The 19,890-nt window shown below is 63.4% G+C and carries 13 protein-coding genes and 1 pseudogene; 8 read left to right on the forward strand and 6 right to left on the reverse strand.

Annotated elements, in window-relative coordinates:
• Positions 1-11 precede the first annotated feature (11 nt).
• On the forward strand, positions 12-1,532 hold the full coding sequence (locus AC50X5_RS09040) for a glycoside hydrolase family 32 protein (RefSeq protein WP_494975750.1): 1,521 nt from the start codon (positions 12-14) through the stop codon (positions 1,530-1,532).
• 46 nt (positions 1,533-1,578) lie between these two features.
• On the opposite strand, the pseudogene AC50X5_RS09045 reads toward AC50X5_RS09040, so the two are convergent.
• Positions 1,579-2,544, reverse strand: a pseudogene (locus AC50X5_RS09045) (carbohydrate kinase family protein); the annotation flags it as partial.
• Between the two features lie 205 nt (positions 2,545-2,749).
• Here AC50X5_RS09045 and AC50X5_RS09050 point away from each other — a divergent pair.
• From AC50X5_RS09050 to AC50X5_RS09080, 7 genes are all read left to right on the forward strand, one after another.
• Positions 2,750-3,853, forward strand: a complete 1,104-nt coding sequence (locus AC50X5_RS09050; RefSeq protein WP_494975751.1) for an S-(hydroxymethyl)mycothiol dehydrogenase — start codon at positions 2,750-2,752, stop codon at positions 3,851-3,853.
• Positions 3,853-4,473 carry an MBL fold metallo-hydrolase gene (locus tag AC50X5_RS09055; RefSeq protein ID WP_494975752.1) on the forward strand — a complete coding sequence of 207 codons (621 nt, stop codon included), beginning with the start codon at positions 3,853-3,855 and terminating at the stop codon, positions 4,471-4,473. The genes AC50X5_RS09050 and AC50X5_RS09055 overlap by 1 nt, the downstream gene beginning before the upstream one ends.
• Before the next feature lie 136 nt (positions 4,474-4,609).
• Positions 4,610-6,964 carry an FdhF/YdeP family oxidoreductase gene (locus AC50X5_RS09060; RefSeq protein WP_494976081.1) on the forward strand — a complete coding sequence of 785 codons (2,355 nt, stop codon included), beginning with the start codon at positions 4,610-4,612 and terminating at the stop codon, positions 6,962-6,964.
• A gap of 152 nt (positions 6,965-7,116) precedes the next feature.
• The gene (locus tag AC50X5_RS09065; RefSeq protein WP_494975753.1) at positions 7,117-9,324 is read left to right on the forward strand and encodes an MBL fold metallo-hydrolase; all 2,208 of its coding nucleotides are present in this window, start codon (positions 7,117-7,119) and stop codon (positions 9,322-9,324) included.
• 289 nt (positions 9,325-9,613) lie between these two features.
• Positions 9,614-10,141 carry a hypothetical protein gene (locus tag AC50X5_RS09070; protein ID WP_494975754.1) on the forward strand — a complete coding sequence of 176 codons (528 nt, stop codon included), beginning with the start codon at positions 9,614-9,616 and terminating at the stop codon, positions 10,139-10,141.
• A gap of 14 nt (positions 10,142-10,155) precedes the next feature.
• On the forward strand, positions 10,156-10,695 hold the full coding sequence (locus AC50X5_RS09075; RefSeq protein ID WP_494976082.1) for an RES domain-containing protein: 540 nt from the start codon (positions 10,156-10,158) through the stop codon (positions 10,693-10,695).
• 632 nt (positions 10,696-11,327) lie between these two features.
• Entirely contained in the window at positions 11,328-11,519 is a 192-nt protein-coding gene (locus tag AC50X5_RS09080) for a hypothetical protein (protein WP_494975755.1), read from the forward strand.
• A 109-nt stretch (positions 11,520-11,628) separates the two neighbouring features.
• Here AC50X5_RS09080 and AC50X5_RS09085 read toward each other — a convergent pair whose 3' ends face one another.
• From AC50X5_RS09085 to AC50X5_RS09105, 5 genes are all read right to left on the reverse strand, one after another.
• Positions 11,629-14,136, reverse strand: a complete 2,508-nt coding sequence (locus tag AC50X5_RS09085) for a GcvT family protein (RefSeq protein WP_494975756.1) — start codon at positions 14,134-14,136, stop codon at positions 11,629-11,631.
• A 23-nt stretch (positions 14,137-14,159) separates the two neighbouring features.
• Positions 14,160-15,104 (reverse strand): formyltetrahydrofolate deformylase, encoded by a 945-nt coding sequence (purU, locus tag AC50X5_RS09090; RefSeq protein ID WP_494975757.1) that lies wholly within the window; start codon positions 15,102-15,104, stop codon positions 14,160-14,162.
• Positions 15,105-15,113: 9 nt separating this feature from the next.
• Positions 15,114-17,042 (reverse strand): BCCT family transporter, encoded by a 1,929-nt coding sequence (locus tag AC50X5_RS09095; protein WP_494975758.1) that lies wholly within the window; start codon positions 17,040-17,042, stop codon positions 15,114-15,116.
• 78 nt (positions 17,043-17,120) lie between these two features.
• Positions 17,121-18,536: a ferredoxin reductase gene (locus tag AC50X5_RS09100; RefSeq protein WP_494975759.1), complete on the reverse strand. Its 1,416-nt coding sequence runs from the start codon at positions 18,534-18,536 to the stop codon at positions 17,121-17,123.
• Positions 18,533-19,837, reverse strand: a complete 1,305-nt coding sequence (locus AC50X5_RS09105; RefSeq protein WP_494975760.1) for an aromatic ring-hydroxylating oxygenase subunit alpha — start codon at positions 19,835-19,837, stop codon at positions 18,533-18,535. The genes AC50X5_RS09100 and AC50X5_RS09105 overlap by 4 nt, the downstream gene beginning before the upstream one ends.
• Between the last annotated feature and the right edge of the window lie 53 nt (positions 19,838-19,890).

Consider the following 19,890-nt stretch of genomic DNA (forward strand, 5'->3'; position numbering starts at 1 on the left):
AAGGGAACCTCATGGACATACTCACCACGAACAAGACAGAAGCCAGCGCCGACATCTACCGCCCGGCCTTGCACTACACCGCAGCAAACACCTGGCTTAACGATCCCAACGGCTTGATTTACCATGACGGCCTTTATCACCTCTACTACCAGAACAATCCGCTGGACAACGTGTGGGGCAACATGTCCTGGGGACACGCCACCTCCACCGATCTGCTGACCTGGACCGAGCAGCCCTTGGCCATTTCATTCGACGAGAACGAAGAGATTTTCTCCGGCAGTGTTGTCTACGACAGGCATAATTCCAGCGGGTTCGGTACCGGATCCGCGGCGCCGCTGGTGGCCGTCTACACCAGCGCCTACACATCATTGTCCGCACATCCGGGGATACAGGCGCAATCATTGGCCTACAGCATCGACGGTGGATATACCTGGACCAAATACTCCAACAATCCCGTCCTGAACCGCGGATCAGCTAATTTCAGGGACCCCAAGGTGTTCCGGTATGACGGCGCCGCGGGCAGTTACTGGGTCATGGTGGCAGTCGAAGCAACCCATTACCAGGTGGTCCTCTACAAGTCACAGGACCTGAAAAGCTGGGAACTGCTCAGCACCTTTGGTCCAGCCAACGCCACCGGGGGCATCTGGGAATGCCCCGACCTCTTCCCGCTGCTTGTCGATGGGGACACCCACAACGTGAAGTGGGTCCTGGTCGTCAACCTCAACCCCGGCGGGCCCAACAAGGGATCGGCCGGACAGTACTTCGTCGGAGACTTCGACGGAAGCACCTTCACCTCAGACAGCACCATCACCGAAGGTGACCAGGGCCCGTCCCGGTTATTTGACTATCAGTGGCTCGACTGGGGACGGGACTACTATGCCACCGTCTCCTTCAACGACGCACCGAACGGCCGGCGCCTCATGATCGGGTGGATGAACAACTGGGACTACGCCAACGAAATACCCAGCCGCCCCTGGCGGAGCCCCATGTCGCTGGCCCGGGAAGTAACCCTGCAGAGCCTGAACGGAAACACGGTCCTGGTGCAGGAAGTGGCAGCTGATGCCAGCGCACTCCCGGAGCTCATCAGCTCGGTCACCCTCAAAGCGGAGGAAATAACCGAGGGCCAACACATCCTGGCCGACGCTGCAGGGACGGTACAGGTCATCCGGGGAACCTTCACACCCGGGACCGCAGAAGAATTCGGATTGATCGTGCGCGGAAGCAGGGACGAAGGAACCCGCATTGGCATCAAACCGCATCAGGGGCGCATCGTCGTGGACCGGCGTAAATCAGGCCGGACCGATTTCCACGAAGCCTTCGCCTCCGCAGAGACTGCACCCATCCCCGGGAACGGCGACTCCTACGATCTCACCATCTACGTGGACCGCTGCTCAATCGAAGTATTCGCTCAGAAAGGCCGAGTCACCCTGACCGAACTGATTTTCCCGGCGCCCTCAAGCACAAACCTGTCACTTTACGCGGTGGGCGGCAATGCCATTGTGGAGGAACTGACCGTCACTACCTACGCCTGAACCGCACCGGGAATGTACTACCGCCGGCAAGCTAGGCCGCCCGTTATCACTTCGTCGTGCCGGGCGGGGCGACGGAGTTCAGTTCTGCGCGGCTCGGCGGGTTGGCACCGGGCCGCGAGACGGTGACGGCTGCGGCTCTGGCGGCATGCTCCAGCAGCGCGGCCAGAACCTCCGCCGGCACGGCACGCAACTCGTCGCGGTTCTGCGCACTGTCCAGTTCGCGGTCCACCACGCCGGACAACAGAGCGGCCATGAAGGAATCTCCTGCACCAACAGTGTCCGCCACCTCTACGGACGGGGCCGGCACTTGTGCCTCCCCTGCGGTACAGATTCCCCAGGGTCCCTGCGCCCCACGGGTCACCACCACTATGGACGGGCCAACAGACGCACCCAGGGACAGCCAGCGCCGAGCCGAATCCAGCGGGTCAACGCCGGGATAGAGCCACTCAAGATCCTCATCGGAAGCCTTCACGACATCTGCCAGCGCCACAAACTTTTCCGCCTGTTCCCGCGCATAAGCCACATCGGTGATGATGCTGGGGCGGCAGTTGGGGTCGAAACCGATCGTGGCAGAAGGATGAGCATATTCGACGGCGGCAAGCACCTCTGCGGCGCCCGGCGCCAGCATGGTGGCGATCGATCCGGTGTGCAGCAGGGTGGTGCCCTGCAGCAGGAGCGGCAGCCGCTGCACGAGTCCGGGAAGTTCCCAGGCGAGGTCGAACGTATAGGTGGCGGCGCCGTCGTCGTCCAATACGGCGGTGGCCACGCTGGTAGGGAGTTCATCCGGCGCCAGCGGAACCATCACGGAACTGCTGCGCAGGTGTGCCACCACGGCGTCGCCGTATGCGTCGCGGCCATAGCGGCCCAGGAACTGCACCGGATGGTCCAACCGTGCCAGCCCGACAGCGACATTCAGGGGGCTGCCTCCGACGTGGGACTCATTCCCCGATGCGCTCTGGACAACATCCACCAGGCCTTCACCAATAACAGTCAGCATGGCAATACTCTGCCAGAAAGCGGGGTTGGCAGTTCGTCATCAGCCGGACTATGGCGCCCTATTGACTTCAGCGAGTGATCACTGTCATATTGCCATTACGCGCTATGTGCGTCTTGTTGTGTAATACGCAATTAGTCATAACTGCGTATTGTCAGTTAGACGCACGTCTTTACCCGCGCCGCTGCCCGCTGCCCGCGGGCCCAGGAAAGGAACTTCTCTTATGGTCCATAGAGTCAAAGCAGTCGTCGTCAAGGAGAAGAACGCTCCGGTGACGGTGGAAACCATCCTGGTTCCGGACCCGGGGCCGGGTGAAGCGCTGGTGGATATCCTGACCTGCGGGGTCTGCCACACTGACCTGCATTACAAGCAGGGCGGGATCACGGATGATTTCCCCATCCTTCTGGGCCACGAGGCCACCGGTGTGGTCAGCGCGGTAGGTGAGGGCGTGACCGAGGTGGCTCCGGGTGACCGGGTCATCCTGAACTGGCGCGCCGTCTGCGGCCAGTGCCGGGCGTGTGCCAAGGGCCAGCCGCAGTACTGCTTCAACACCCACAACGCCACGCAGAAGATGACGCTGGAGGATGGTACGGAGCTCACCGCCGCGCTGGGCATCGGCGCGTTTGCCGAGAAGACCCTGGTTGCCGCGGGACAGTGCACCAAGGTGGACGAGGACGTTGATCCTGCCGCCGTGGGCCTGCTGGGCTGTGGCGTGATGGCCGGCCTTGGAGCAGCCATCAACACCGGCGAGGTCAAGCGCGGCGAGTCCGTGGCAGTGATCGGTTGCGGCGGCGTCGGTATTGCCGCGATCGCCGGCGCCAAGCTGGCCGGCGCCACCACGATCATCGCGGTGGACATCGACGAGAACAAGATCCAGATGGCCCGCTCCCTAGGTGCCACGCACGGGGTGAACTCCAGCAAGGAGGACCCCATCGAGGCCATCCGCGCCTTCACCGGTGGCAACGGTACGGACGTGGTGATTGACGCCGTCGGCCGCCCCGAAACGTACAAGCAGGCCTTCTACGCCCGCGATCTTGCCGGCCGTGTGGTGCTGGTGGGCGTTCCCAACCCGGAAATGAAGATTGAACTGCCGCTTCTTGACGTCTTTGGCCGGGGCGGATCGCTGAAGTCCTCCTGGTACGGGGACTGCCTGCCTTCCCGCGATTTCCCCATGCTGGTGCAGCTGTACAAGCAGGGCCGCCTGGACCTGGACGCCTTCGTGACCGAACGGATCACCATCGACCAGGTCGAAGAGGCCTTTGACCGCATGCACGAGGGCAAGGTTCTGCGCTCGGTCGTGGAACTTCCCGCGGCGGTGGTTTCCTGATGGGCGTCACCATCGAGAACCTGGTCACCTCGGGCAAGTTCTCCCTCGACGGCGGCACCTGGGACGTGGACAACAACGTCTGGATCGTGGGCAACGATGAGGAATGCGTCATCATCGACTCCCCGCACGACGCGGCAGCGATCATCAACCAGGTCCGCGGCCGGAAAGTCCTGGCCATCCTGCTCACCCACGCCCACAACGACCACATCGGGGCTGCCCGGGAAGTCGCCGACGCCGTTCAGGCTCCCATCTGCCTCAATGAGGAGGACCTGGTCCTCTGGGAGCAGGTTTACCCGGACACGCGCCCGGACCAGTACCACCGCGACGGCGACGAGTTCCAGGTAGGCGGGGCCATTCTGAAGGCCATCCATACCCCGGGGCATTCCCCCGGCTCCACCTGCTTCTACCTTGAGAGCGAAGGAACGGTATTCACCGGGGACACCCTCTTCAACGGCGGTCCCGGTGCCACCGGCCGGTCCTATAGCGACTACCCCACCATCCTGGCCTCCATCCGCGAGCGGCTCCTTCCCCTGCCGGCTGAGACCGTGGTCCGCACCGGGCATGGCGACAACACCACCATCGGCGCCGAACAGGAAACACTGGCGAAGGTTTCGCAGTAGCAACGGATCCACAAAGGGGTGCCCGGAAGGCGCGCCGGGAATGCCCGGCGTGCCTTCGTGGCGCTCCAGCCAGCAAGGCAACAACTCGAGCAGGACAACAAACCAGCAGGACATGCGCCGGTAAGGAATGGCAACAGTGAAGTTCGGTAAGCAGCCCGCCCCCGTGGCGGACATCAATGAAGATGACCTCGAAGTCCACGCTCCGAAGACCAAGGCGGCCGGGGTGAAGGCCGTCATGGTCGCCCTGGAACGCGCGGTTGCCCAAGCCGGCGTGCCCCGCACCGCCCAGTCATTGCTGCGGCTCAACCAGCGCGGCGGGTTCGACTGCCCGGGCTGCGCCTGGCCGGAATCGGACAAGAAGCGCAAGGCGGCGGAATTCTGCGAGAACGGGGCCAAGGCGGTGGCTGAAGAGGCCACCCTGCGCACTGTCGGAGCGGAGTTCTGGGCCCGGCATTCCATCGCGGAGCTGTCCGAAAAGACCGAGTACTGGCTGGGCAACCAGGGCCGGCTCAGCGAACCCGTGGTAATCCGCGAGGGTGACACCCACTACTCGCCAATCACCTGGGCGGACGCCTTCGAGCTGATCGGCGAGCATGTCCGGGCCAGCACCGCGGACCGCTGCGTGTTCTACACTTCCGGCCGCACGGCGAATGAGACGGCGTTCATGTACCAGCTCTACGCCCGGGCGCTGGGGACCAACAACCTTCCTGACTGTTCCAACATGTGCCACGAGTCCTCGGGCTCGGCGCTGAATCCCACCATCGGCATCGGCAAGGGAACGGTGTCGCTGGACGACATCCACGATTCCGAGCTGATCTTCGTGGTGGGCCAGAACCCGGGCACCAACCATCCCCGCATGCTGTCCGCGCTGAAGGAATGCAAGGACAAGGGCGGCAAGGTGGTGGCGGTCAATCCGCTGCCGGAGGCCGGCCTGTTCAACTTCAAAGATCCACAGACCGTGTCCGGCGTGGTCGGTGGCGGCACTCCGCTTGCCGATGAGTACCTGCAGATCAAGGTCGGCGGGGACCTGGCGCTGTTCCAGGCACTGGGACACCTGCTGCTGGCGGAGGAAGAGCGCAACCCGGGTACCGTCGTCGACCATTCCTTCATCGCCGCCCAGACGGACGGGTTCGACACGTACGTACAGGCCCGCCAGGAACTGGACTGGGCCGAGACCGAGAAGGCCACCGGGCTGCCGCGGGAGCAGATCGAAAAGGTAGCCGCCATGCTGGTGGCTTCGAAGGCCACCATTTTCTGCTGGGCCCTGGGGGTCACGCAGCAGCCGCACTCGGTGGACACCATCAAGGAAATGGTCAACGTCCTGCTCCTGCAGGGCAACTTCGGCAAGCCCGGCGCCGGAGCCTGCCCCGTGCGCGGGCACTCCAATGTCCAGGGCGACCGGACCATGGGCATCTGGGAGAAGCCGAGGGAATGGCTGCTCGATGCCCTGGACGGCGAGTTCGGCATCACCTCTCCGCGGCACCACGGCTACGACGCCGTCGAGGCCATGGAGGCCTTCGAACGCGACGAGGTGGACGTTTTCGTGTCCATGGGCGGCAACTTCTCCCTCGCCTGCTCCGACACCGAGACCCTCGAAGCCGGGATGCAGCGGATCGGCCTGACCGTGCATATCTCCACCAAGCCCAACCGGTCCCACATCGTCCACGGCCGGACCTCCTTGATCCTGCCCACCCTGGGCCGGACGGACAAGGACGACAAGCACCCCAAGGGCGCCCAGTTTCTGTCCGTGGAAGACTCCATGTCCGTGGTCCACTCCACCCAGGGCAGGTTGGAACCGGTCTCCGAGCATCTGCTGGCGGAGCCGGTGATCGTTGCCCGGATGGCCGAGGCAACCTTCGGCCCTGACCACAGCGTGGACTGGAAAGCCATGGCCGAGGACTACGACGTGATCCGCGACCACATTGCCCGGGTCCTGCCCGGCTTCCAGGACTTCAACACCCGGGTCCGGACCAAAAACGGCTTCGTGCTGCCCAACCCGCCCCGGGACACGCGCTCCTTCGCCACCGATATCGGCCGCGGCCGGTTCACGGTCAGCCCGCTGGAGTACCTCACCCCGCCCGAGGGGCACCTGGTCCTGCAGACCATCCGCAGCCACGACCAGTACAACACCACCTTCTACGGCCTGGACGATAGGTACCGGGGCATCTCCGGCGGCCGCCGCGTGATCCTCATCCACCCCGAAGACCTGGAAGAGCTTGGGTTCAAGGACCGGGATCTGGTGGACGTGGTCAGCACCTTCCGCGGCCACGACCGCCAGGCGGACAAGTTCCGGCTGGTGGCCTACCCCACCGCGAAAGGCTGCGCCGCGGCATACTTCCCCGAAGCCAACGCCCTGGTGCACAAAGAAAACGTGGCCCGCGAGTCCAACACCCCCGGTTTTAAGGCGATGTTTGTCCGCTTTGTGCCGCACCTGATTGAAACCGGTGAGACGGATGCGGGAAGGGTGCCTGAGCCGGCGACGGCGGGCTAGCGCGGCTGGTGTGACGGACGCGCGTGAAGCGTAACGCCATACCCCAACGGCATGGACTCATGCCCACGCGGTCTTGGACGGGCGTGGCGTCGCGCTTGTAGCATTCCATCCACCAGCGCCCAACGGAGGGCGCCGGAACGGAAGGTTCAACTATGGGATCCGAGTTCAATCGTCGATCGTTCTTCAGGGCCAGTGCTACAGCTGCGGGTAGCGGGACGCTGGCGGCCGCCGCCCTTTCCACCAGCCAGGCCGCCCACGCCGCACCAACCAAGCCCACGACGCCGCTCAAGCAAAAGAACGGCATGAAGTCGGGGATGGTCATTGGCTCTCCCACGATCGCCGAACGGGATAACCACGCCGTCGTTGAGGTACCGGTCCTTTGTGAGGGCGGACCCCGACTTGCGGTAACCCAACCCGTTCGTCCAAGCGCGGCGGACGAAATTGCATCGGGCCTCACCGCGGGCATGCTTGTTGATTTCGTCGTCAAAAACGGTGAGGTCGTGGTCACCGACGAACAGCGCGGCGCATTCCACGTAGTGCTCACCAAAAGCGGCATACCCGTCTTCAGTACGCAAAAGTACGGCCCGGAGCTTGCTCCCCGGAACAACCAACCCGGCAATATGGTTGCCGCGGGCTGGGTCTACAACAAGGCCCCGGGAGCCATCACGATCGGAGACGGCCGCGTTGTCACCGAGGACATTTCCGGCCGTCCCCTCCCGCAGCCCGCCAAGCGCTACGAGGAAACGTACGAAGTGGCAGACGACGTCGAGGTGTACCGCGTCGATCAGTCCAACTGGAGTGCCTCTGACGTCTCAGCCTTTGACGCCATCCCCGTCACCAAGGACTATTCCTATGCGACAACCCGGCGCCAGTCCGCCTTCGTCGTGTTTGATCGCGACCACAGGCACGTCAAGCAAGCCAAGGTCACACAGATTTTCTTCTTCACGCAGCCCGACACTTCAGATGGCAAACCCGTCTGGGACGTACCCACGCAGAGCTATCTGCTCAACGGCAAAGGCACCGATCCGATCTCAGGAAAGCGGTACGTGGACATCGTCGCAACCGTACCGACCACAGCGGCTTACACCAGAAGCACTGAGCCCTTTGAGATCGTTCCCCGCACCTTCTTCTTCGTCGGTGACAATGAGGTCTCCGGCTACCTGTTCAATACCAAGGACCGCCTGATCCTTCTGGATACCGGATGGCCCAACAGCGGATACCAGTATTGGAAAAACATCGAGGCCATGGGGTTTGATCCCCGCGACATCGATGACATCATCATGGCCCACGGCCACCTCGACCACTACGGGGCAACCGTAGAACTCGTCACGATGATCGAGAACTCCGGCGGCAAGGTGCGGCTGCTCTCCCCCCGCGGAGACATCGAAGGTGTTCCCCGGGACGCCGTCGGAAATGTCTGGAACCAGCCGCCTGCGCTGCCATCGAAGGAAACCCTCATCCGGGAACGCAGCGACTTCTTCACCTACGACGAATGGATGGACTTCGGGAACGTCCGTCTACTGCCACTGTGGTCCCCAGGCCACACGCCCGGGTCCTCGTCCTTCATCTTCGAGGTGGAGAACCCGGACGACGGCGAACGTCTTACTTTTGGCTACATGGGCGGTTATGGCTGGAGCCCCAAGACGCTTTCCCCCACCAACGGATCGCAAAGGCTGGGCTTTGCCTACAACCTTGCATGGCTGCAACAAAAGTTCGAACCCGACTACGTCACCGGCCAGCACGCAAACCAGTTCCCGCTCGTGGACATCTACCATGCGCTGAAGGCTTACAACAACGACCCCGCTAACAGCGGGCGGCAACTGACGATGCTGGACGCCATGAACCGCGGCGAATGGGTCAACTATCTTGAGAAGCGCTACGCGGTAGCGACCAACGCCGTGGCCGACAAGGTTCCGGGCTATCAAAGCATCGAAACTTTTGGCCCGTTCAAACCAGGACGCGAAAACGGCGTTGACGACGTCCGTGTCCGGCTCGTCGATGGCGGGAAGCTGGTGCACGGCTACGAACGCGCACTCAATAAGAATCCACAGATACCGTTGCTTGCGGACGGTGCCATCATCCTTGTTGATAGCTTCGTGCATGACCCCGACGGCTGGTACGTGCAGTTCGAGCTCGACGTGCTCGACTCCTACGGCGGCTACCTGCCCAACGTCGGACCCGTCGAATCCATTCGTCCTGAAGTCACCGAGATCCTCCGCACCCAGCGGTTCCCAAGCCGGGAAGAGGCCGCCGCGGTGATGGAGACAGTAAGGGCAGGCAACACCTACCGCGTGGCGCTGACACCTGCCAGCGCCATCAATATTCCTGACGACGGGACCCCGGTTTTCAGGACAGACTGACACGCCGAGGCCGACGACGGCCGGATGACGGCCCAGAACGTGCCCTGGATGCCGAGTTCGGTGTCGAGCCTGAAATGCGCCACAGCAGCGATGTTCGCCGGCGTTTTCTCGACCGACCGTCCCTGTGTGTTTTTTCAGGTGGGCGGGCTCGTTTGGGAGCGTTGGAAAGACTCGACCAACTCAGCGGTGCTGCGTAAGGCAGGAAGCCAAACCCTGGTCCTTGCGGCACTGCTGGGTTGGAATGAGTCAGAGCCTTTCCAACCCATAGCCCAACGGATATTGTTGGTTTATGGATCCAAGAAAGCACCCGCCTGAGGAGACGATCGTCCTGAAGGACGGCGGACGAGAGTTTCCCGTCAAAGTCAGGGACGGAGTAGGGCTTTTACCCAAAGGCGCTGGGCAGGTCCTTCATCGCCGGCGACGGTACAAAGTTCCCGTAAAGGCAGCCTCTGCGACCATCAATCTGGCCGGCCTGAAGAAGGAAGCCTCCGACTACGGCCCGCAAGCGATGACCAGGCGCCTCGTCAACGCTCTCGGGAACAACACAGTAGCCGCGCTGCTGGGGGTCAGCCAGGACCGGCCCAGCCGGTGGGCGTCGGGTGAGCATTCTCCGAACGAAGAAAACCGTGCCCAACTTGCGGAGCTGGACGCTTTGGTGGGCCACCTTCACAGCGCCTTCACCCCGGCGCAGGCTATTCTATGGCTGGAGGGGAATAACGCCCATCTGGGCGCACGCCCAATCGACGTATTCCGGCTCGAGGGTGCCACTCCCGTAATCGAAGCCATTCACGCGCACGACCAGGGAGCCTTCGCCTAGTGGAGTTCTGGCGGGTGCTGAACTACCACCCGGACGCAGCCGACCCATCCAAAAACGGACATCCCCTCTACATCTGGCCCAGGCAGGGCTTAGGCCGGGTCGATGACCCCGATCACGACTATCTGGTGCTCTATATCGGAGACACCGCGGAAGGGGCTATCGCCGAAGCGTTGGGGAGCTACTCGGTGTGGAAACCTGAGGTCCTAGATCCTCCGCCTGGAACGCCGCCTGGGACTGTAAAGGCTCTCGTCAGGTACACCGGCAATCCTTCAATTCTGGATCTTGATGACCCTCAGACATTGCTTGACTGGTCGTTACGGCCCAGCAGCGTCGTCTCGAGAGACCGACCCTCCACGCAGCAATGGGCACGTGCCATGTACGACACAGGGGATTACGCCGGGCTGTCCTGGTGGTCCTACTACGAGCCGCGCTGGGCGAGCTACGGACTGTGGGACGTGTCAGGACTCAGAGTAAGTGGCACTCCGGAAGCTCTCACCCTGAGCCACCCGAAGGTGCAGGAGGCAGCCGACGCTATTCGGCGGATCATCAGCTAAGCATTCCATGAGCTCTTGGTCGTGCGCCTGCCGAAGTTTGCAGGCCCTGCTGTTATCCCATGACATGCCCCAAGATAGGTTCGGCAGCCCTGCTCGCTAACGTGCATGCTCACGCCGGCGGGTTCACCTCCCTTGCTCATATTTCCCCTCGCGGACCCCACCGCGGCGTGCTCATTCCCGGAGCCATCGCAGTACTGCTTTGGGGACAGTCAGGGACATCGGAGGCCCGCTCCTGGATGACGTTGACCCCGCCCGCACTGACAAGCCCAAGTGGATTTTCTCGGTTCTTGGTGTTCAGTGGCAGGCGGAGCCTTCGCCACGCCGTACAAGGCCTTTGGCCGCCTATACGGGGCAAACTGTTGCTTTGGACGGCGCACGCGCTGTAATCGAGTTGACCTATTTCCACGTCGGTACGGAGCTGACGAAGAAGCGCGCTCAGTCTTCGATTCGATTCAAGTCCGGCAAGTGACAAGCTGACGGCATAGCGATCCCGCCCGCGGGCGGGTGTCTAGTAGCCTCAGTGTCCCGAAAAGCCAGAGGATCGCGGATTCACCAGCGGCTTGTTCCGGACGTAGAATAATAAGCAGGCTGATGAATATCAGTTGGCAGGATCAAGACTTAAGGAGTTTCAGATGAACTTGGGAAGCATGATCAGGAATGCCGCTGGAAAATTCGCAGGCAGGTCCGGCACCGGCGGTACGGTCCGCGGCACCGGAAGAAACGCCACCGGGCGTACGCCCCACACCACAGGTGCCATGGGCGGACGCTCCGGCACGGGCGGCGTGGCCAGCAAAATCATGGGCATGCTCAACAGGCGGCGCTGACCCGGCAGTCAGGACAGACCGCTTTTGGGCTCACAGCCTCTTAGACAACGAAGCCCCGTACGGCGTTGATGCTGTACGGGGCTTCGTTGTGGGTGAGACCAGGGTGCGGTCAGCCCCGCAGCCGTTCCATTCCCGGATCGAACAGCGGCTCCGCCGTCACCGTAGCTGCAACTCGGGTGCCGAAGTACTCAATCTCCACGGCGTCCCCAACATCAACAGTGGCGGGCAGCCAGGCGTAGGCAATCGGAGTGTGGACCGAGTAGCCGTAGGCCGCACTGGTGACGTAGCCGGACGCGACGCCGCCCACGTACACCGGTTCCTTGCCCAGCACGATGGACGTTCCGTCGTCGATGGTCAGGCACCGCAGCGCCCGGGACGCGGGCTGCTCCTTGCGCTCGGCCAGGGCAACGGCTCCCACAAAGCCGGTCTTGTCCTTGGCGATGGAGAAGCCCAGGCCGGACTCGTACGGGTGGTGTTCAGAGGTCATGTCCGTGCCCCACAGCCGGTAGCCCTTTTCCAGGCGCATGCTGTTGAAGGCGCCCCGTCCGGCGGCCACAATGCCGTGTTCCTGCCCGGCTTCGAAGAGCAGGTCCCAGAGCTTCAGGCCGTATTCGGCGGTGGTGTACAGCTCCCAGCCGAGCTCGCCCACGTAGGAGAGCCGCATGGCGGTCACCGGGATGCCGCCTACGGAGATCTGCTTGGTACGGAAGTACTTCAGGCCGTCATTGCTGAGGTCGTCATCGCTGACCTTGCTGATGACTTCCCGCGCCAGCGGCCCCCACAGCCCGATGCAGCAGGTGCTGCCGGTGATGTCGGTAACGTGCACCCACTGGGCCGGATCCGCCGCGGTCTGCTTCCGGGCCTCGACCCGGAGGTAGTCGTAGTCCACGTTGCTGTTGACACCGAGCTGGAAGGTTTCCTCTTCCAGCCGGGCGACGGTGACGTCGCTGCGGATGCCGCCGTCGTGCTCCAGGAGGAGGCAGTACGTGACGGCTCCCGGCTTTTTGGCGATGTTGCCGGTGCTGAGCCGGTGCAGCAGCGCCTGCGCGCCGGGGCCAACCACGGAGAGCCGCTTGAGCGGGGTCATGTCATAGAGCCCGACGGCGGTGCGCGTCTTCCAAGCTTCAGCGGCAGAGATGGGGGAAGAGAACATGGCGGACCAGGAGTCGCGTTCCGGCGTCTGCCAGTCGGCCGGCAGTTCCTCCAGCAGCGGCCGGTTCGCCTCGAACCAGTGCGGGCGTTCCCAGCCGGCGGACTCCAGGAAGAACGCGCCGAGCTCTTTTTGCCGGACGTTGAACGGGCTCACGCGGAGGTCCCGGGGGGACTCCTTGGGCTGCAGCGGGTGGAGGATGTCGTAAATCTCCACGAAGTTCTGCTGTGACGTCTCGCTGACGTACGCGTCCGAGGTCTGGACTTCCTCGAAACGGGTCAGCTCGCAGCCGTGCAGGTCGGTGCGGGAGGAGCCCTCGGTCAGCATTTCGGCCATTGCCTTAGCCACGCCTGCAGAGTGCGTAACCCAGACGGCCTCAGCCACGAACAGGCCTTCAACGTCCGGGGCCTCGCCCATCAACGGTCCGCCGTCGGGGGTGAAGGAGAAGATGCCGTTGAAGCCGTCATTGATCTCGGTTTGGCGCAGTGCAGGCAGCAGGTCCTGGCAGTCCTCCCATGACGGGGCAAAGTCCTCCAGGGTGAAGTCCAGCCGGGACGGCATGTTGTGGTCGGACATGTCCTCCGCACCCACGCGGGGCAGCCTGGCCATGTCCACCGGCATGGGCTTGTGCGCGTAGCTGCCGATGCCGATCCGGTTGCCATGCTCGCGGAAGTACAGGTCCCGGTCCTGGTAACGCAGGATCGGCTTGGTGGCGCCGTTGGGAAGTTCGTTGACGCCGTGCAGTTCATCGAGCGGCGTGGTCTTGACGTACTGGTGCGCCAGCGGAAGCAGGGGCACCTTGAGGCCGGCCAGCTTGCCCAGCTCGCGGCCCCAGAAACCGGCACAGGAGACGACGATGTCTGCCGGGATCACGCCGTCGGACGTTTCGACGCCGGTGACCTTGCCGCCGGCCTGTTCGATCCCCGTCACGGTGGTGGAGCCACGGTAGGTGACGCCCGCTTCGCGGGTCTTGGTGATTAGCAGCTGCACGGCGCGCGCCGCCGAGGCCAGGCCGTCAGTGGGCACCAGGAGACCACCCAGGACGCGGCGACCGTCCGCGAGCGCCCCCTTGTTCAGGAGCGGGTAATGCTTCTCGCATTCGTCGGAATCAATCAGCCGGCCCTCAATGCCCCACGACGTCGCGTAGCCAAGCTTGCGCTTAAGGTCCTGCAGGCGTGCTTCGGTGGTGGCCAGCTCGAGTCCGCCCACCTGGTTGAAGCAGGAGATGCCGTCGGCGCTCAGGGCGTGGAGCTTCTCCACGGTGTAACGGGCGAACTCGGTCATGGTTTTTGAGGGGTTGGTCTGGAACACCAGGCCGGGGGCGTGGGACGTTGAGCCGCCGGCAAGTTCCAGCGGACCCTGTTCCACCACGGTGATGTTGTTCCAGCCGCGGCTGGCAAGTTCATCCGCGAGGTTGGTGCCGACGATGCCGGCACCAATGATGACGACGCGAGGTGATGCGCTCATGAAATGTTTCTCCTGGTCTCGCGTTAGCGGAATACGACGGTGCGGGTTTTGTTGAGCAGGACCCGGTGCTGGCAGTGCCACTTCACGGCCCGGGCCAGAGCCTGGGTTTCGGCGTCCCTGCCGACCGTTACCAGGGCATCGGCGTCCAGGCTGTGGTCAACCCGGAAGACTTCCTGCTCGATGATCGGCCCTTCGTCCAGGTCGGCGGTCACGTAGTGGGCGGTGGCACCCACCAGCTTGACGCCGCGGTCGTAGGCCTGGTGGTAGGGCTTGGCGCCCTTGAAGCCGGGCAGGAACGAGTGGTGGATGTTGATGGCACGGCCGCGCAGGTTTTCGCAGAGTTCATTGGACAGCACCTGCATGTAGCGGGCCAGGACCACAAGGTCCGCGTCGTACTCCTCCACGAGTTCCAGCAGCCGTGCCTCGGCCTCGGGCTTGGTTGCGGCGGTCACCGGGACGTGGATGAAGGTCAGTCCTGCAGCCTCGGCCATGGGACGAAGGGTTTCGTGGTTGGAAACGACGACGGCGATTTCCGCACCCAGGCTGCCGGCCTGCCACCGGAAGATCAGGTCGTTGAGGCAGTGGCCGAACTTCGAGACCATCACCAGCAGCCGCTGGGGCCTGCCGTCATGAATGGTGAAGTTCATCCCGAAGTCCTCGCCGATGGGCTGGAACGCTTCCGTCAGGACCTCCACGGTGTCCTCGACGTCGGACTCTGCCGGCGTTCCCGCTGTGAAGGCGGTGCGGAGGTAGAGGTTACCGCTGACGTTGTCGTCGAACTGCTGGTGCTCCACGATGTCAAAGCCGCGGTCGGCCAGGAACGTGGTCACGGCCCTGACGATGCCCGGCTTATCCGGGCAGGACAGGGTCAGGACGAACTGGGCATTGCGGGTTGCGGCAGTTGCGGATGCGGTGCCCGCTGCGGCAGTGGCACTGCCGGGCGGGACGCTCTCAAGAAGAATAGTCACGGTGTGCTCCTAAGGTGCAGGTGTGGTTTTCGTGGCGTGGGAAGTTGAATCGGTGGACGTGGGAGTGGCCGTGGCGGAACCACCCGGGCAAGGGCTGTCCTCTGAACAGCGGTCACCACATTCGTGTTTGGTCACCAGGTCGAACTGCGCCCCGCCGTGCTGGTCCACACCAGCGCGGATGGCCCGTTCAACAACAGAGGTGGCCAACCGCCGACGCAGGGACAGCGGGTCCCGGCGCAGGTCCTTGACCAGTGCGAAGCACAGCAGCAGCATGACCAGGACAAATGGCAGTGCCGCCACGATGGTGATGCGCTGCAGGCCTGCCAATGCTTCCGAGGGTTTATCGCCCCCGGCCAGCAGCAGGACAGCTGCGACCGCGCCGGTGAGGAGACCCCAGAAGATCACCAGGCCGCGCTTTGGATCTGACGAACCGTTGGAGCTCAGTGATGACATCACCAAGGAGGCCGAATCCGCACCGGTGACGAAGAAAATCGCCACCAGGACCATGGCCAGGACGATGACCGCTGCGGTGAGCCAGTCCGGCATGGACAGGTTCTTGACGAGGTCAAAAAGCGCGCCGTCGAAGTCGATGCTCGGGCTGCCGTCCGTCATGGTCACCAGTCCAGGCCGGCCTGCAGCGTCCGCTTCCTCCTGAACCTTGAAGGCGGATCCGCCGAAGATCCCGAACCAGAGCACACTGACGATGCTGGGCACCAGCAGGACGCCGGTAACGAACTGGCGGATGGTGCGGCCGCGGCTGATCCGGGCGATGAACATTCCCACGAACGGAGTCCAGGAGACCCACCAGGCCCAGTAGAAGATGGTCCAGCCTGACAGCCATGCCCGCAGTGACTCGTCGCCGACAGCCTCGGTGCGGGACGACATCTCTGCAACGTCACGTGCGTAGTCACCGACGGCCGCAGGGATGAGGTTGAGGATGAACAGGGTGGGCCCGGCAATAAAGACGATGAGCGCAAGGACCACCGCCAGGACCATGTTGATATTGGACAACCACTGGATGCCGCGGCTGATGCCGGACACTGCGGAGGCCACGAAACAGGCCGTCAGGATGGCGACGATGGCCACCAGGACCGGGGTGCCCAGCTGGCCCACCCAGCCGTTGGAGGTGAGTCCGCTGCCAATCTGGAGGGCGCCGAGGCCAAGGGAGGCTGCCGTTCCGAACAGGGTGGCAAAGATGGCGAGGATGTTGATGAACTTACCTACCGGCCCTTCCACTGTCCTGATGCCGAAGAGGGACGTGAAGGCGGCGGAGATCAGCTGCTTGCGGCCCAGGCGGTACGTACCGTAAGCCATGGCGATACCGACAACGGCGTACATGGCCCAGGGGTGCAGCGTCCAGTGGAAGATAGAGGTGGCCATAGCCGTCTGGATGGCCTGTGGCGTTTGGCCGTCCACGGTTCCCGGCGGCGGCGAGATGTAGTGGTACAGCGGCTCGGCCACACCGTAGAACATCAGCCCGATGCCCATGCCGGCGGCGAACATCATGGAAACCCAGGAGATGGTCCGGAATTCGGGCTTCTCACCGTCTTTGCCAAGGGGAATGTTGCCGAACTTGCCCAAGGCCAGCCAGAGGACAAAGATGACGAACAACGAGGCCAGAACCATAAAGAGCCAGCCGGTGTACTCCATCACCCAGTCGAGGGCCAGAGTTGAGGTGGCAGAAAGGCTGTCCCTGCCCAGGAAGCCCCAGGCCACGAATGCCAGCGCCAGAACGCCGGTGATCCCGAAGGTGGCCTTGTCGAGGGTGAGCCTGCGGTTGCGCCGCTCAGAGACGGCCTGCTCGGCCCGGCCCTGGCGCAGTTCCTGCATAATCTGCTCGGTGTCCTCTGCATCCGCCTCCGGTCCGTGGGAGCCGGTCTGGGCGTCGGGTTGAACGTGTACGTCCTCGCCCGGACGGGTGTCACTGTTTAATGCCATGTCAATTCCTTAGTTCGGATTCATGGGCTGGTGCTGTTGAGGGGATCCGGCGCGCCTTGACGGTGGCCGGAACGTGGGTCAGGCATCGATCATCAGGTCCGTCTGCGGGGTGGAGCAGCAGGGCAGGAACTTGCCGGCAGAGATTTCCCGTGCCCGGATCCCGCCCTGGTGGTTCATCTCGACCTCCCCGGAAAGCTTGACGACCTTACAGGAGCCGCACATGCCTTCCTTGCAGTTCGCGCCAATCCTGACGCCTGCCCGTTGGGCAACCTCGAGGATGCGCTCGGTGGGATCGATCCGCACATTGATGCCGGTACGCATGAAGGACATGGTGAGGCTGCCTGTTCCCACAGTGTCGAAGCTCGAGGCATCAGGAGTTCCGGCTTCCGGCTCTCCGCCCGGGCTGTTGACGGAGGGCTCGGAGCCGGGTGTGTCCGGTTGGCTGATTTCCAGCGGCAGCCCCGAGGCCTGCAGAGTTCCGTCGGCGTCGTAGCCAGGCTCGTAGAGCCCGAACGCGGCGGGTTGGCTTTCGAAGTAGTCCTCGGCAGATTCGGCGATCTCCTCGGCGATCTCCTCGGCCACGTCGGCTGCAAGTGCCACCTCTGCCTGGTATTCAAGAAGCGTCTGGCGGTCTCCCGAGAAAAACTCCATGTGTATGGAAGTGTCGTCGACACCGACTTTTTGCAGTAGTTCGGTGGCGGTGTTCAGGTAACCCTCAGGACCACAGGCGTACACCTGCCGGCCGTTGGCGTCGGGGGCCACCTCCTCGAGCATGGCCGCCGTCAGCCTTCCGCTGAGCCCTTCCCACCCCTCCGGTACGCTACGGCTGCCCAGGGAGTAGTAAACCTTGATGCGTGAGTCCACGGAGGCGATGTAGGCCAATTCCCGGTGGAAGGCAAAGCCTCCGGCATCGGAGCCGTGGTAAAGCATCACAACGTCGGCGCGTCCGGGCAGGGAGTGGATGGTCCGCACCATGGACATGATGGGAGTGATGCCAGCGCCGGCAGCGAGCAGGAGGTACCGTGCCCGCCGGTCGACGTCGGGCAGGTGGAATGCTCCCACCGGTCCCAGCATCTCAAGAACAGCGCCGGGTTTGACGTTCTCATGCACCCAGGGCGAGACCAATCCGGTGGGGTCGCATTTGACGGTGATGTTGAAGGTCCACGGCTCCGTGGGCGAGCTGGACAGCGAGTAACTGCGGTCCACCGGTTCCCGGTCCGCGCCATTCACCGGGAAGGCGACGTTCACGTACTGGCCGGCACGGAACGCCAGCGGCGCACCATCACAGCGGCGGAACACGCAGGTCATCATGCCGCCGGCCTCGGGAACGGTTTCGACGCACTCGGCCATGAACTCCTGCGGACGCCACGGGCCCAACGCACGGGCTGCCCGGGCAGGTGTCTCGGTGCTTCCCATCACCCTGTTCCACGGCATCTCCAGACCACGAATACGCTGTGGTTCCTGGATTGCCGTTTCAGCAAGGAGCTCAATCATGCCAAGTGCTCCTGCACGCGCTGCACGTACCAGTTGATGAATGCCTCCACCTGGTATTCGCTCTTCATGTAGGGACCGGGCTCGTACGCGGGGCTGCCGGCGCCCTGCTGGCACAGCTCCACGAACGCCTTGTCCTGCAGGTTGGTCTGCTTCCAGGTGTAGGTAAGCTTCTCCAGGTCGTAGTCGACACCTTCCACGGCGTCGTCGGCCACCAGCCAGGTGGTGCGCACGAGGCTCTGGTGTTCGTTGATGGGGAAGACACCGAACGTGATGACGTGGTCGCCGAGGAAATGGAACCAGCTGTTGGGCTGCAGGTGCATTGAGCAGCGGCCAAGGCGGAAGTCGGGCAAGTCGCCGAGCAGCTTCTTGGACAGCCTGCGCCCGTCGGCGGAGAACGATTCGCCCTCTCCATCGAGTGATTCCCGTGAGATGCGGATTCCCGCGATGCGCGTGTCGAGCTGCTCGACCACTTCGTAGGGAAGGCCATAGCGGCGGCAGCGCTCCTCGAGGGAGGACTGGGCCTCTTTGTTCCGGTCCCACACTTCCTCAAGATGGGTCGGGACCAGGCCCTCGGTCAGGCCCCAGGTGGGGAAGAGGGAGCAGGCGAGCTCAGGGTGGCCGTCGCAGTGGTAGCACTCACGGTTGTTCTCCATGACGAGCTTCCAGTTGCCCTCCTCGATGATGTTTTGCTGGTAGGCGATTTTCGTCGTCGCCAGATCGTGGGGTGCCAGGTAGGGTTCGAAGATTTTGGCGGTCTCGTCGAAGTCCGTCGGCGGTTCATCCGCAATGCAGACGAAGATGAGTCCGGCGACCTCGCGGCCGTGGGCGCGCTTGAGGGCGAAGCAGTTTTTGTCGAACTTCGTTTCCCCTGGGGAGGAGGCGTGGATCAGGTTGCCTTCCGGAGAGTAGGTCCAGGAGTGGTAGCCGCACACCAGGTTTCCGGTGGATCCGGCAGCTTCGGTCAGGACGCGGGCGCCGCGGTGGCGGCATACGTTGTGCAGGACGTTCACGCCGCCGTCGTCGTTGCGCAGCACAATCAGCGAGTAGGGCCCGTAGTCGACGGTGACGTAGTCGCCCGGCTCCGGCAGTTCGGCGGTGCTGGCGGCAAAGATCCAGTGCTGGCCGAAGATGGCCTCCATGTCGATGGTGAAGATCGAACGATCCGTGTAGAAGGGGGCATCGAGGGAGTAGCCGGCGCGCCGGAACTCAAACAGCGCGGTGATTTCTGCCAGCTGCTCGGCAGGCAAAGATGCAGTGAGTTTTCCGCGTGAATTGAGGGGCACGTTCACTGAAGCAGTCATGGGTTTCCTCCCGGGAGGCAGGGTAAGTGGGTGTTGCGTGTCAACCACGGGGC

This window comes from Pseudarthrobacter sp. MDT1-40-2, from assembly GCF_059383595.1.

What these genes read in the sequence shown, in the direction of transcription:
- AC50X5_RS09040 (WP_494975750.1), top strand. Translation starts at nt 12, where the DNA reads ATGGACATACTCACCACGAACAAGACAGAAGCCAGCGCCGACATCTAC.
- AC50X5_RS09050 (WP_494975751.1), top strand. Translation starts at nt 2,750, where the DNA reads ATGGTCCATAGAGTCAAAGCAGTCGTCGTCAAGGAGAAGAACGCTCCG.
- AC50X5_RS09055 (WP_494975752.1), top strand. Translation starts at nt 3,853, where the DNA reads ATGGGCGTCACCATCGAGAACCTGGTCACCTCGGGCAAGTTCTCCCTC.
- AC50X5_RS09065 (WP_494975753.1), top strand. Translation starts at nt 7,117, where the DNA reads ATGGGATCCGAGTTCAATCGTCGATCGTTCTTCAGGGCCAGTGCTACA.
- AC50X5_RS09070 (WP_494975754.1), top strand. Translation starts at nt 9,614, where the DNA reads ATGGATCCAAGAAAGCACCCGCCTGAGGAGACGATCGTCCTGAAGGAC.
- AC50X5_RS09080 (WP_494975755.1), top strand. Translation starts at nt 11,328, where the DNA reads ATGAACTTGGGAAGCATGATCAGGAATGCCGCTGGAAAATTCGCAGGC.
- AC50X5_RS09085 (WP_494975756.1), bottom strand. Translation starts at nt 14,136, where the DNA reads ATGAGCGCATCACCTCGCGTCGTCATCATTGGTGCCGGCATCGTCGGC.
- AC50X5_RS09095 (WP_494975758.1), bottom strand. Translation starts at nt 17,042, where the DNA reads ATGGCATTAAACAGTGACACCCGTCCGGGCGAGGACGTACACGTTCAA.
- AC50X5_RS09100 (WP_494975759.1), bottom strand. Translation starts at nt 18,536, where the DNA reads ATGATTGAGCTCCTTGCTGAAACGGCAATCCAGGAACCACAGCGTATT.
- AC50X5_RS09105 (WP_494975760.1), bottom strand. Translation starts at nt 19,837, where the DNA reads ATGACTGCTTCAGTGAACGTGCCCCTCAATTCACGCGGAAAACTCACT.